The sequence below is a fragment of the Pseudomonas sp. R1-43-08 genome (genome assembly GCF_003852255.1).
GTDB lineage: Bacteria > Pseudomonadota > Gammaproteobacteria > Pseudomonadales > Pseudomonadaceae > Aquipseudomonas.
This window is the reverse complement of sequence record NZ_CP027734.1, coordinates 4755553-4769151: the sequence shown is the minus strand read 5'-3', so window position 1 is coordinate 4769151 and position 13599 is coordinate 4755553. Positions and strand designations below refer to the sequence as shown.

At 58.5% G+C, this 13599-nt stretch carries 11 protein-coding genes; 9 read left to right on the top strand and 2 right to left on the bottom strand.

All coding sequences use genetic code 11. From position 1 onward, the window contains the following. Window positions 1-69 precede the first annotated feature (69 nt). Window positions 70-1743, bottom strand: a complete 1674-nt coding sequence (recN, locus tag C4J87_RS21855) for a DNA repair protein RecN (protein WP_124368385.1) — start codon at window positions 1741-1743, stop codon at window positions 70-72. Between the two features lie 254 nt (window positions 1744-1997). Here recN and grpE point away from each other — a divergent pair, with 254 nt between their 5' ends. The 8 genes from grpE to C4J87_RS21815 all read left to right on the top strand — a co-directional run bounded on the left by grpE (window position 1998) and on the right by C4J87_RS21815 (window position 12466). Then, window positions 1998-2558: a nucleotide exchange factor GrpE gene (grpE, locus tag C4J87_RS21850; RefSeq protein WP_057725007.1), complete on the top strand. Its 561-nt coding sequence runs from the start codon at window positions 1998-2000 to the stop codon at window positions 2556-2558. Window positions 2559-2660: 102 nt separating this feature from the next. After that, on the top strand, window positions 2661-4577 hold the full coding sequence (dnaK, locus tag C4J87_RS21845; RefSeq protein WP_124368384.1) for a molecular chaperone DnaK: 1917 nt from the start codon (window positions 2661-2663) through the stop codon (window positions 4575-4577). 318 nt (window positions 4578-4895) lie between these two features. After that, on the top strand, window positions 4896-6020 hold the full coding sequence (gene dnaJ, locus C4J87_RS21840) for a molecular chaperone DnaJ (RefSeq protein WP_124364447.1): 1125 nt from the start codon (window positions 4896-4898) through the stop codon (window positions 6018-6020). Window positions 6021-6030: 10 nt separating this feature from the next. Next, entirely contained in the window at window positions 6031-6837 is an 807-nt protein-coding gene (gene dapB / locus C4J87_RS21835) for a 4-hydroxy-tetrahydrodipicolinate reductase (RefSeq protein ID WP_053137815.1), read from the top strand. A 259-nt stretch (window positions 6838-7096) separates the two neighbouring features. Then, window positions 7097-8233 (top strand): glutamine-hydrolyzing carbamoyl-phosphate synthase small subunit, encoded by a 1137-nt coding sequence (carA, locus tag C4J87_RS21830; RefSeq protein WP_124368383.1) that lies wholly within the window; start codon window positions 7097-7099, stop codon window positions 8231-8233. A 105-nt stretch (window positions 8234-8338) separates the two neighbouring features. Next, window positions 8339-11560 carry a carbamoyl-phosphate synthase large subunit gene (carB, locus tag C4J87_RS21825; protein WP_124364444.1) on the top strand — a complete coding sequence of 1074 codons (3222 nt, stop codon included), beginning with the start codon at window positions 8339-8341 and terminating at the stop codon, window positions 11558-11560. Continuing rightward, entirely contained in the window at window positions 11557-12033 is a 477-nt protein-coding gene (gene greA, locus C4J87_RS21820; RefSeq protein ID WP_124364443.1) for a transcription elongation factor GreA, read from the top strand. The genes carB and greA overlap by 4 nt, the downstream gene beginning before the upstream one ends. Before the next feature lie 28 nt (window positions 12034-12061). Continuing rightward, window positions 12062-12466, top strand: a complete 405-nt coding sequence (locus C4J87_RS21815) for an MFS transporter (protein WP_124368382.1) — start codon at window positions 12062-12064, stop codon at window positions 12464-12466. Between the two features lie 9 nt (window positions 12467-12475). Here C4J87_RS21815 and C4J87_RS21810 read toward each other — a convergent pair whose 3' ends face one another. Continuing rightward, window positions 12476-12784, bottom strand: coding sequence for a YhbY family RNA-binding protein (locus C4J87_RS21810; protein ID WP_124364441.1), 309 nt, complete (start codon window positions 12782-12784; stop codon window positions 12476-12478). Window positions 12785-12889: 105 nt separating this feature from the next. On the opposite strand from C4J87_RS21810, the gene rlmE reads away from it, so the two are divergent. Then, on the top strand, window positions 12890-13540 hold the full coding sequence (rlmE, locus tag C4J87_RS21805; RefSeq protein WP_032862906.1) for a 23S rRNA (uridine(2552)-2'-O)-methyltransferase RlmE: 651 nt from the start codon (window positions 12890-12892) through the stop codon (window positions 13538-13540). Window positions 13541-13599: the final 59 nt, after the last annotated feature.

Below are 13599 nucleotides of genomic sequence, written 5' to 3'. Positions count from 1 at the left end.
CTCTGCGAAACGATTGAAGGCGACCCTAGGGTCGCCTTCGTGCTTTATATAAGAAGCAAAATGCTCGCCTCAAGCCTTCGCGGCGACGACCATTTTCTTCGCATGAGCCAGAGACTCCTTGGTCAAATCAATACCGCCAAGCATCCGCGCCACTTCTTCCACGCGCTCCGACTTGTTCAGCTTGGACACGGCCGTGCGCGTCGCGTCGCTGCCTCGCACCTTGTGCACGAACAAATGCTGATGCCCTTGGGCTGCCACTTGCGGTAAGTGGGTCACCGTAAGCACCTGGCCTCGCTCCCCCAGGCGTCGCAACAACTGGCCAACAATCTCTGCAGTTGGCCCGCCAATGCCTACGTCCACTTCATCGAACACCAGTGTCGGTACGCGCGAGGTTTGCGCTGTGATGACCTGGATGGCCAGGCTGATCCGTGAAAGCTCGCCGCCGGAGGCGACCTTTGCCAGGGCTTTGAGCGGTTGCCCCGGGTTGGCGCTGACCAGCAGCTCCACCTGTTCCAGGCCATGGGGTTGCAGCTCATGGCTGGTGTTGGCGTTCAACTGGATGGTGAAACGGCCACCGGGCATGCCCAGGCGCTGGATTTCCTGTTCTACGGCACCGGCCAGGCGGGTGGCGGCCTGCTGGCGGAGGTCGCTCAGCTCGCGAGCTTTTTCCTGATAATGCCGAGCGAAGGAGGCGAGTTCTTCGCCGAGGCGTTCAATGGACTCGTCGTTCGCGTTCAGGGTTTCGATTTCATCCAGCAGCTTTTGCTGCATCGCCGCCACTTCGGTTGGCTGGATTCGATGCTTGCGCGCCAGGGTGTAGATGGTGTCCAGGCGCTCTTCTATTTCCTGCAGGCGCGCCGGGTCGGCATCGAAATGATCCAGAAAGCGATTCAGCTCGCCGACCGCTTCCTCCACCTGGATTTGCGCACTGGTCAGCAACGTGGTGGCTTCACTCAGTGAGCCGGACGCGTTATTCACGCTGGACAGCCGATTGAGGCTCGCCGTCAGTGCGTTAAGCACATTGCCGGAATCGCTTTCGCTGCATTGCTCGATCACCTGGCGACAGATACCCAGCAGTGTTTCGGCGTTGGTCAGGTTCTTGTGTTCCTGCTCAAGCTGCTCCAGTTCGGTCTCGCCCAGGCCCAGGCTTTCCAGCTCTTCGAGTTGATAGCTGAGCAGTTGGTGACGAGCGCGTTGCTCGTCGCCGGAATTGGAAAGGCGCTCCAGTTCCTGGCGCGTCTGCCGCCAGCGTTGAGCGGCCAGGTGAACCTGGCGGGCAAGTTCGGTGGCACCGGCATACTCATCGAGCAAGCGGCGATGGGTGTCGGTTTTAAGCAGGGATTGGTGTTCATGCTGGCTGTGAATATCGATCAGCAATTCGCCCAGGGCTTTGAGGTCGCCAAGGGGGCAGGGCGTACCATTGATGTAGCCGCGTGAGCGTCCTTCGGCGGTGATCACCCGGCGCAGGATGCACGGCCCGTCATTATTGAGGTCGCGCTCGGCCAGCCAGGCCTCGGCTTCGGGAATGTCCACCAGGTCGAAGGTGGCCAGGATATCGGCCTTATCGGCGCCGGGGCGCACCACGCCGCTATCGGCGCGGTCGCCGAGTGTCAGGCCCAGGGCGTCGAGCATGATCGACTTGCCGGCGCCGGTCTCGCCTGTGATTACGCTCATGCCGCGATCCAGTTCGAGATCCAGATGTTCAACGATGGCGTAGTTATGTACGGACAGGTGCACGAGCATGAAGGTCGCTCCCAGGCTTTAGGTCTGGTTATTTATACAGTGTTTTGTTCTGGGCTGACAATCCTGGCGCTTAGCTCGATTTGCTTGATCGATGTGTTTTCTTAGCGCGATTAGGAATGTAGAGGCAGGAAATGATCCAAGACATGCGAAAGACTTTTGGTAACGCCTGCGCCCTTGAACCTGAAAATTGTGGCCCCATATACCGGAACAGAAGCGCGAGTTGAGTTCGCGCATGATTTTGAAAGGAGAAATCTATGGCTGACGAACAGACGCAGGATACGCAAACGCCAGACGCCAATTCGGCTGCCGGTGATGAACTGGGAACTCGTGTGCAAGTGCTCGAAGAGCAGCTGGCCGCAGCGCAGGATCAGTCGTTGCGTGTTGCCGCCGATCTGCAGAACGTCCGCCGTCGTGCCGAGCAGGACGTAGAAAAGGCTCACAAATTCGCGTTGGAAAAATTCGCCAACGACCTGCTGCCGATTATTGACAGCCTGGAGCGTGGCCTCGAATTGTCCAACCCGGACGACGAAAACATCCGCCCTATGCGCGAAGGGATCGAACTGACCCTGAAAATGTTCCAGGACACCCTGAAGCGTTATCAGTTGGAAGCCATCGATCCGCAAGGCGGTGAGCCGTTCAACGCGGAGCACCACCAGGCAATGGCGATGCAGGAAAGTCATGACCTCGAGCCTAACAGCGTATTGAAAGTGTTCCAGAAGGGCTACTTGCTCAATGGACGCTTGTTGCGCCCGGCGATGGTCGTGGTGAGCAAGGCGCCTGCACCCGTTTCGCCTTCTATTGATGAGCAGGCTTGAAATCCGCCGCAAGGCCCCCATTTATAAGTCAAGCGTTTAAGTGCTACCGCAGTTAGCCACAACTGCTGCGGCATCCAAATTCAAGTTTCGGGAGAGTGAATCATGGGCAAAATTATCGGTATCGACCTGGGGACCACCAACTCGTGCGTCTCGGTCATGGAAAACGGCAAGGCCAAGGTTATCGAAAACGCTGAAGGCGCGCGTACCACGCCGTCGATCATCGCTTACGCCAACGATGGCGAGATCCTGGTCGGTCAGTCGGCCAAGCGCCAGGCTGTGACCAACCCGCACAACACCCTGTACGCGGTGAAACGTCTGATCGGTCGTAAGTTCGACGAAGAAGTCGTACAGAAAGACATCAAGATGGTGCCTTACAAAATCGCCAAGGCTGACAACGGTGACGCCTGGGTTGAAGTAAATGGCAACAAGATGTCTGCGCCGCAGATCTCGGCTGAAGTCTTGAAAAAGATGAAAAAAACTGCCGAAGACTACCTGGGTGAAGCCGTGACCGAAGCGGTGATCACCGTTCCGGCCTACTTCAACGACAGCCAGCGCCAGGCGACCAAAGACGCCGGCCGCATCGCGGGCCTGGACGTAAAACGTATCATCAACGAACCTACCGCAGCTGCCCTGGCTTACGGTATGGACAAGGCCAAAGGCGACCACACTGTGATCGTTTATGACCTGGGTGGCGGTACTTTCGACGTTTCGGTCATCGAAATCGCTGAAGTTGACGGCGAGCACCAGTTCGAAGTGTTGGCCACCAACGGCGACACCTTCCTGGGTGGTGAAGACTTCGATATCCGTCTGATCGACTACCTCGTTGACGAATTCAAGAAAGAAAGCGGCATGAACCTCAAGGGTGACCCGCTGGCGATGCAGCGCCTGAAAGAAGCTGCTGAGAAAGCCAAGATCGAATTGTCGTCGAGCATGTCCACCGACGTGAACCTGCCGTACATCACTGCAGACGCAACCGGCCCTAAACACTTGAACGTGAAGATCTCTCGCGCCAAGCTGGAAGCGCTGGTTGAAGACCTGGTTCAGCGCACCATCGAACCTTGCCGCATTGCGCTGAAAGACGCCGGTATCGACGTTGGTTCCATCAACGACGTGATCCTGGTCGGTGGCCAGACGCGTATGCCGCTGGTGCAGCAGAAAGTAACCGAGTTCTTCGGTAAAGAAGCACGTAAAGACGTGAACCCGGACGAAGCGGTTGCCATGGGTGCTGCCATCCAGGGCGCGGTATTGGCTGGTGATGTGAAAGACGTGCTGCTGCTGGACGTCAGCCCGCTGACCCTGGGTATCGAAACCATGGGTGGCGTAATGACTGCGCTGATCGAGAAAAACACCACGATTCCTACCAAGAAATCCCAAGTGTTCTCGACTGCCGATGACAACCAGGGCGCCGTGACCATTCACGTGCTGCAAGGCGAGCGTAAGCAAGCTGCCCAGAACAAGTCCCTGGGTAAATTCGATCTGGCCGAGATTCCACCAGCTCCACGTGGTGTGCCGCAGATCGAAGTGACCTTCGACATCGACGCCAACGGTATCCTGCACGTTGGTGCGAAAGACAAGGCTACCGGCAAAGAGCAGAAGATCACCATCAAGGCCAACTCCGGCCTGTCTGATGAAGAAATTCAACAGATGATTCGTGATGCTGAAGCCAACGCTGATGCGGATGCCAAGTTTGCCGAGCTGGCTGGCGCCCGTAACCAGGGTGATGCGCTGGTTCATTCGACGCGCAAAATGGTCGCTGACGCTGGCGACAAAGTGACTGCCGAAGAGAAAACTGCAATCGAAGCTGCCGTGGTTGCCCTGGAAGCCGCTATCAAAGGCGACGACAAGGCCGCTATCGAAGCCAAGGTTGAAGAGCTGTCGAAGGTGTCCGCGCCAGTGGCTCAGAAAATGTACGCCGAGCAAGGCCAGCCGGCCGAAGGTGCTGCACAACAAGCAGAGCCTGAAGCCAAGCACGACGATGTGGTCGATGCCGAGTTCGAAGAAGTCAAAGACCAGAAGTAACTTGGTCGCCCGGTTGACCGCTCACAAGCGGTGACTGGTAGGATGTCGCCGCGCGGGAGCTTGCTCCCGCGTTGGCGTGTCTGGGGTATGCGAATTTTTACAGTATGCGACAGCGTTCGGATGCTGGCGGTGTGATCGGGAATGCTCCTGCTTTCCGAGCAGTAAATGCCGCGTTTTTAGTCGGGTGGCCGGCTAAAAAGTAGTAATGACCAGGATCGTTGAATTGACGTGAGTTGGGTCCGGGCCTGCATTGGGGCTCAACGAGTTTGGCGAGGCTCAGGAGGGTCTGGCTGAACGTCCTTAAGAGTGCAAAGACTTATGGCAAAGCGTGACTATTACGAAGTATTGGGTGTGGAGCGTGGCTGCGCCGATGCGGACCTGAAAAAGGCTTACCGCCGTCTGGCAATGAAGCACCACCCGGACCGTAATCCGGATAGCAAAGAATCCGAAGAAATGTTCAAAGAGGCCAATGAGGCCTACGAATGTCTGTCTGATCCGAACAAGCGTGCAGCCTACGACCAGTATGGGCATGCCGGTGTCGACCCAAGCATGGGCGGCGGCGGTGCCGGTTTTGGTGGGCAGAACTTCTCCGATATTTTCGGTGATGTGTTCAGTGACTTCTTTGGTGGTGGCCGTGGCGGCCAGCGTGGCGGTGCCCAGCGTGGCAGCGACTTGCGCTACACCTTGGAGCTGAACCTGGAAGAAGCCGTGCGCGGCACCAGCGTCAATATCCGTGTACCGACGCTGGTCAACTGCAAGCCGTGCGACGGTTCGGGTGCAAAGAAAGGCTCTTCGCCTATCACATGCCCGACCTGCGGCGGCATCGGTCAGGTTCGTATGCAGCAGGGCTTCTTCTCGGTGCAGCAAACCTGCCCGCGCTGCCATGGCCAGGGCAAGATCATCTCCGATCCGTGCGACTCCTGCCATGGCGAAGGCCGTGTCGAAGAGTACAAGACGCTGTCGGTGAAAGTGCCGGCGGGCGTGGATACCGGCGACCGCATTCGTCTGTCGGGCGAGGGGGAGGCGGGTGCCCAGGGTGGGCCCACGGGCGACCTGTACGTGGTCATCAATGTGCGCGAGCACTCGATCTTCCAGCGCGATGGCAAGCATCTGTTCTGTGAAGTGCCGATCAGCTTTGTCGATGCGGCCCTGGGTGGCGAGCTGGAAATTCCGACCCTTGACGGGCGGGTCAAGCTCAAGATCCCTGAGGGCACGCAGACCGGCAAGCAGTTCCGCATCCGTGGCAAAGGCGTTGCGCCAGTGCGCGGTGGTGGGGCGGGCGACTTGATGTGTCGTGTGGCGGTAGAAACGCCCGTCAATTTGAATCGCCGTCAGCGCGAGCTGCTTGAAGAGTTCCGCAGTTCGTTAGCGGGTGATGACTCCCACTCGCCAAAAACCACGGGCTTTTTCGATGGCGTGAAGCGCTTCTTCGGCGACCTGTAAGGAATTGAGTATGCGACGTATAGCCGTAATGGGCGCTGCCGGGCGCATGGGCAAGACGCTGGTCGAAGCGGTGCAGCAGCGCTCGCCGGCGTCCGGGCTGACCGCGGCGATCGTTCGCCCGGGCAGCACGTTGATCGGTGCGGATGCCGGTGAGTTGGCCTCGCTGGGCCGTATCGGCGTTTCGTTGTCCGGCAACCTGGAGCAGGTGGCTGACGAGTTTGACGTATTGATCGATTTCACGCTGCCCGAGGTGATGCTGAAAAACCTGGCGTTCTGTCGTAAGGCAGGCAAGGCGATGGTGATCGGTACCACCGGTTTGACGGCTGAGCAGAAGCAATTGCTGGTAGAGGCGGGCAAGGATATCCCTGTGGTCTTCGCTGCTAACTTCAGCGTGGGCGTGAACCTTTCTCTCAAGTTGCTGGACATGGCCGCTCGCGTATTGGGTGATGAGGCGGATATCGAGATTATCGAAACCCATCATCGTCACAAGATTGATGCACCGTCCGGGACTGCGCTGCGCATGGGCGAGGCTATCGCCGATGCATTGGGGCGTGACCTGTCGAAAGTGGCGGTGTATGGCCGCGAGGGGCATACCGGTGCCCGCGCGCGCGACACCATTGGGTTTGCGACAGTGCGCGGTGGTGATGTGGTGGGTGATCACACCGTGCTGTTCGCCACTGAAGGCGAGCGCCTTGAGATCACGCACAAGGCTTCCAGCCGCATGACGTTCGCCAAGGGTGCGGTACGTGCTGCGCTTTGGCTGGAGGGGCGCGAGCCTGGGCTGTACGACATGCGCGACGTGCTCGACCTGCACTAATCAGTAGCTTAAACAGGGCCTCGAGCTTATGCTTAGGCCCCGTTTTTACCCGCTAGGCGACGCCCTGTCGCATTCTCCTGCCTTTAAGGCTCATTAGCGGTGGACCCAAAAAGCCTTTTTCTGTAAGCTACAGCTTTAGTGTGTCCACTAAAAGCGCGCAGAATTATTCGGTGAAGAAGCGGGGTGACGTGTCCATACGTCACTCCGCTTTTTTACAACCTGCGATCGCCCTTTCAGGCTTTATTTACGGGAGGTCTTCTTGACTAAGCCAGCCATACTCGCCCTTGCTGATGGCAGCATTTTTCGCGGCGAAGCCATTGGAGCCGACGGTCAAACCGTTGGAGAGGTGGTGTTTAACACTGCCATGACCGGCTATCAGGAAATCCTTACCGATCCTTCCTACGCCCAACAGATCGTCACCCTGACCTATCCGCACATCGGCAACACCGGTACTACACCGGAAGACGTCGAGTCTGATCGTGTCTGGTCGGCCGGTCTGGTGATTCGTGACCTGCCTCTGGTGGCGAGCAACTGGCGTAACACGATGTCGCTGTCCGATTACCTGAAAGCCAACAACGTGGTGGCGATCGCCGGTATCGATACGCGCCGCCTCACGCGCATCCTGCGTGAAAAAGGCTCGCAGAATGGCTGCATCATGGTCGGTGACAATATCTCCGAAGAGGCGGCGATTGCCGCGGCGCAAGGGTTCCCTGGCCTGAAGGGCATGGACCTGGCGAAAGTCGTCAGCGTCAAAGAAAAGTACGAATGGCGCTCCACTGTCTGGGACCTGAAGACCGACAGTCACGCGACCATCGACGCGGCCGAGCTTCCATACCATGTGGTTGCCTACGACTACGGCGTCAAATACAACATCCTGCGCATGCTGGTTGCGCGGGGCTGCCGCGTCACCGTAGTGCCTGCACAAACCCCGGCCAGCGACGTGCTTGCCCTGCAGCCGGACGGTGTGTTCCTGTCCAACGGCCCAGGCGACCCTGAGCCATGCGACTACGCCATCCAGGCGATCAAGGAAGTGCTGGAAACCGAGATCCCGGTATTCGGCATCTGCCTGGGCCACCAGTTGCTGGCCCTGGCTTCCGGCGCCAAGACCCTGAAAATGGGGCACGGCCACCACGGCGCCAACCATCCTGTGCAGGATCTGGATACTGGCGTTGTAATGATCACCAGCCAGAACCACGGTTTTGCGGTGGATGAAGCGACCTTGCCGGCTAACGTGCGCGCCATTCACAAGTCGCTGTTCGACGGCTCCCTGCAAGGCATCGAGCGCACCGACAAGAGCGCGTTCAGCTTCCAGGGCCACCCTGAAGCCAGCCCGGGCCCGAACGACGTAGCGCCGCTGTTCGACCGTTTCATCAATGAGATGGCCAAGCGACGCTGACTGAGCGGCGTGCGGGCGGCCCCTGACTTCGGTGGCCCCCGCAGGCTCTTCAAGGATTGTTCAAGACGGCTTGCCGACTGACCTGCGGATTTGAGTGACAAACCCATGCCAAAACGTACAGACATAAAAAGCATCCTGATTCTCGGCGCTGGCCCGATCGTGATCGGCCAGGCCTGCGAATTCGACTACTCCGGCGCCCAGGCCTGTAAAGCCCTGCGCGAGGAGGGCTACCGCGTCATCCTGGTGAACTCCAACCCGGCCACCATCATGACCGACCCGGCCATGGCCGACGCCACCTACATCGAACCGATCAAATGGCAGACCGTTGCCAAGATCATCGAGAAAGAGCGTCCGGACGCGCTGTTGCCGACCATGGGCGGCCAGACCGCACTGAACTGCGCCCTGGATCTGGAGCGCGAAGGCGTCCTGGAAAAGTTCGGCGTAGAGATGATCGGTGCCAACGCCGACACCATCGACAAGGCTGAAGACCGTTCGCGTTTCGACAAGGCGATGAAGTCCATCGGCCTTGATTGCCCGCGCTCCGGTATCGCCCACAGCATGGAAGAGGCCAACGCCGTTCTCGAAAAGCTCGGCTTCCCGTGCATTATCCGTCCGTCCTTCACCATGGGCGGCACCGGTGGCGGCATTGCCTACAACCGTGAAGAGTTCGAAGAAATCTGTGCCCGTGGCCTGGACCTGTCGCCGACCAAAGAGCTGCTGATCGACGAATCCCTGATCGGCTGGAAGGAATACGAGATGGAGGTTGTCCGCGATAAGAAGGACAACTGCATCATCGTCTGCTCCATCGAAAACTTCGACCCAATGGGCGTGCACACCGGTGACTCGATCACCGTGGCTCCAGCGCAGACCCTGACGGACAAGGAATACCAGATCATGCGTAACGCCTCGTTGGCGGTATTGCGTGAGATCGGCGTTGAAACCGGTGGTTCCAACGTCCAGTTCGGCATCTGCCCGGACACAGGCCGCATGGTCGTGATCGAGATGAACCCGCGTGTATCGCGTTCTTCGGCGCTGGCCTCAAAAGCCACCGGTTTCCCGATTGCGCGTATCGCTGCCAAGCTGGCGATCGGTTACACCCTGGACGAGCTGCAAAACGAAATCACCGGCGGCGCCATGCCGGCCTCTTTCGAGCCGTCTATCGACTACGTTGTGACCAAGCTGCCGCGCTTTGCCTTCGAAAAATTCCCCAAGGCTGATGCGCGCCTGACCACCCAGATGAAGTCTGTCGGTGAAGTCATGGCAATCGGCCGCACGTTCCAGGAATCCCTGCAGAAAGCCCTGCGCGGCCTGGAAGTCGGTGTTTGCGGCCTGGACGAAAAGCTCGACCTGAGCAACCCGGAAAGCATGAGCATCCTCAAGCGCGAGCTGACCGTGCCGGGCGCCGAACGTATCTGGTACGTGGCGGACGCCTTCCGCGCCGGCCTGAGCGTTGAAGATATCTTCGGCATGAACATGATCGACCCGTGGTTCCTGGTGCAGATCGAAGACCTGATCAAGGAAGAAGAGAAGGTCAAGACCCTCGGTCTTTCGTCGATCGACCGTGACCTGATGTTCCGCCTCAAGCGCAAGGGCTTCTCCGACCAACGCCTGGCCAAGCTGCTGGGTGTGACCGAGAAGAACCTGCGTACCCATCGTCACAAGCTGGATATCTTCCCGGTCTACAAGCGCGTTGACACCTGCGCAGCCGAGTTCGCCACCGACACCGCGTACATGTACTCCACCTATGAGGAAGAGTGCGAAGCCGCACCGTCGGACCGCGACAAGATCATCATCCTGGGCGGTGGTCCGAACCGTATCGGCCAGGGCATCGAGTTCGACTATTGCTGCGTACACGCCGCCCTTGCACTGCGCGAAGACGGGTACGAGACCATCATGGTCAACTGCAACCCGGAAACGGTTTCCACTGACTACGACACTTCCGACCGCCTGTATTTCGAGCCGGTAACGCTGGAAGACGTATTGGAAATCTGCCGCGTCGAGAAGCCAAAAGGCGTAATCGTCCAGTACGGCGGGCAAACCCCGTTGAAACTGGCGCGTGCCCTGGAAGCGGCTGGCGTGCCGATCATCGGTACCAGCCCGGACGCCATCGACCGCGCTGAAGATCGCGAGCGCTTCCAGCAAATGGTTGAGCGCCTGAACCTGCGCCAGCCGCCGAACGCCACCGTGCGCAGCGAAGACGAAGCCATCCGCGCAGCCAGCAAGATCGGCTACCCGCTGGTGGTGCGTCCGTCCTACGTACTGGGCGGCCGTGCGATGGAGATCGTCTACGAAGAAGACGAACTCAAGCGCTACCTGCGTGACGCGGTGAAAGTGTCCAACGACAGTCCTGTGTTGCTCGACCACTTCCTCAACTGCGCCATCGAAATGGACGTGGATGCGGTTTGTGACGGTACTGATGTGGTGATCGGCGCGATCATGCAGCACATTGAACAGGCTGGCGTTCACTCCGGTGACTCCGCCTGCTCGCTGCCGCCTTACTCGTTGCCTGCGCATATCCAGGACGAGATGCGCGAACAGGTCAAGAAAATGGCCCTGGAGCTGGGTGTGGTCGGCTTGATGAACGTACAGTTGGCGCTGCAAGGCGAAGACATCTACGTCATCGAAGTCAACCCGCGCGCTTCGCGTACCGTGCCGTTCGTGTCCAAGTGCATCGGTGTGTCCCTGGCTATGATCGCTGCCCGCGTGATGGCCGGTAAGACATTGAAGGAAATCGGCTTCACCAAGGAAATCATTCCGAACTTCTACAGCGTGAAAGAGGCGGTGTTCCCATTCGCCAAGTTCCCTGGCGTGGACCCGATCCTCGGCCCAGAGATGAAGTCCACCGGTGAAGTGATGGGCGTGGGTGACACCTTCGGCGAAGCGTTCGCCAAGGCTCAGATGGGCGCCAGCGAAGTGCTGCCGACCGGCGGTACTGCGTTCATCAGCGTGCGTGATGACGACAAGCCACTGGTTGCGGGTGTAGCCCGTGATCTGATCAACTTGGGCTTTGAAGTCGTGGCTACCGCCGGGACCGCCAAGCTGATCGAAGCTGCCGGCCTGAAAGTGCGCCGCGTGAACAAGGTGACCGAAGGTCGTCCGCACGTGGTCGACATGATCAAGAACGACGAAGTCACGCTGATCATCAACACCACCGAAGGTCGCCAGTCGATCGCGGACTCCTACTCGATTCGCCGTAATGCCTTGCAGCACAAGATCTACTGCACCACCACCATTGCTGCAGGCGAAGCCATCTGCGAAGCGCTCAAGTTCGGTCCGGAAAAGACCGTGCGTCGCTTGCAGGATCTACACGCAGGATTGAAGGCATGATCAAATATCCAATGACCGTCCAGGGCGCCAAGGCCCTGGAAGAGGAGCACGCCCATCTGACCAAGGTCGTACGTCCAAAGCTGAGCCAGGACATCGGTACGGCCCGCGAGCTGGGTGACTTGAAGGAAAACGCCGAATACCACGCTGCTCGTGAGCAGCAGGGTATGGTCGAGGCGCGGATCCGTGACATCGAAGGCCGTATGCAGAATGCGGTGATCATCGACGTCACGACCATCCCGCACACCGGCAAGGTGATTTTCGGCACCACGGTGGAAATCGCCAACGTCGAGACGGATGAGCGCGTTGTCTACCAAATCGTGGGCGAAGACGAGGCTGACTTCAAACTCGGCAAGATATCTGTTGGTTCGCCGCTGGCCCGCGCCCTGATCGCCAAGGAAGAAGGCGATGTGGTTGCCGTGAAAACGCCGAGCGGCGTGATCGAGTACGAGATTGTCGAAGTTCGTCACATCTGAAAGACGGCGCCCGCTTCGTGCGGGCGCCATGCTTTGGCAGCTCTCCCAGATGCTTTGGGTTGGCGGCCTGTGGTTGTTGCACATTGGCGTGCTGCCAGCGCTGGGTTTGATCGGCCTGGCACCGCTGCTGATCGATGAGATCGACGGATTGCTGAGTGCGTTGCTGGTGGCGTTTGCCGCAGCGTGCGTGACGCTCCAGGCATTGGTGCTGGTCAAGGCTGAAGGCGTGGGGAGTTTGTGGCGGGATATTCGCGGCCAACTGCTGTTGATGGCGCTGTATGCGTGCGCAATGTATTGCATTGTGCATGTGTGGCTGCCGCAAGCGTTGCGCTGGCAGTTGTTCAGCTATCTTGTGCTAGGGTTTTCTGGCTTGGTGCTGGCGATACAGCCTGCGCCGGGATGGAGTGGCGGGGCGCGCGAAGCACGCCCTTGACCCTTGTCATCATTTGAAGCGATGAACGTTCGACAGTTGCTTGTTGACGTTGAAGTTCTTGCGATGCAGCAGCGCCATCTTGCCGATAACCTGAACCAGGTCCGCTTTGCCAACCTTGCACAGTTCTGCAATGGCGGCCAGGCGCGCTTCGCGATCAAGGATATTGACCTTGATCTTGATCAGTTCATGATCATTGAGTGCGCGTTCGAACTCGGCTAACACACCTTCAGTCAAACCGTTGTCTGCCACAATCAGAACTGGTTTCAAATGGTGGCCAATGGATTTGTACTGTTTCTTCTGCTCTTGAGTGAGCGGCATAATCTGACCCCTGCGTCTGATCTTGTAAAAAGCGGCGGCCAGTTTACCCGAGCGAGTCCGGGACCGCCCAGTTAATCACGACCCGTTTTATTTTCGAGGTGGCCCGTGGCCCGTTCCAAAACCAGCCTTAAGTGGCTACAAGAACATTTCAACGATCCTTACGTCAAAAAGGCGCAGAAGGACGGCTACCGTTCCCGGGCCAGTTACAAGCTGCTGGAGATCCAGGACAAGGACAAACTGATCCGGCCTGGCATGAGCGTTATCGACCTGGGCGCTGCTCCCGGAGGCTGGTCCCAGGTGACCAGTCGTCTGATTGGTGGGCAGGGCCGGTTGATCGCTTCCGACATCCTGGAAATGGACAGCATCCCCGATGTGACCTTTGTTCACGGGGACTTCACTCAGGACGCCGTGCTCGCGCAGATCCTCGAGGCCGTCGGAAATTCGCAGGTAGACCTTGTGATTTCCGACATGGCCCCCAATATGAGTGGATTACCGGCTGTTGATATGCCGCGCGCCATGTTCCTGTGCGAATTGGCACTGGATCTGGCTGGACGGGTGTTGCGTCCGGGTGGTGATTTTCTGGTCAAGGTCTTCCAGGGCGAAGGGTTTGATGAGTACCACAAGAACATCCGCAAGCTGTTTGACAAGGTTCAAACGCGTAAACCTGACTCTTCCCGGGACAGGTCCCGTGAGCAATACCTGCTCTGCCGCGGCTTTCGCGGTGTGGAAGGCGCGGCGAGCGAAGAGCGTTTTTGAGGAATTGGAGGAGGGCGATAGGTTTTTTTATATCGCTTTCGTCACGAAGCTTTACGAAT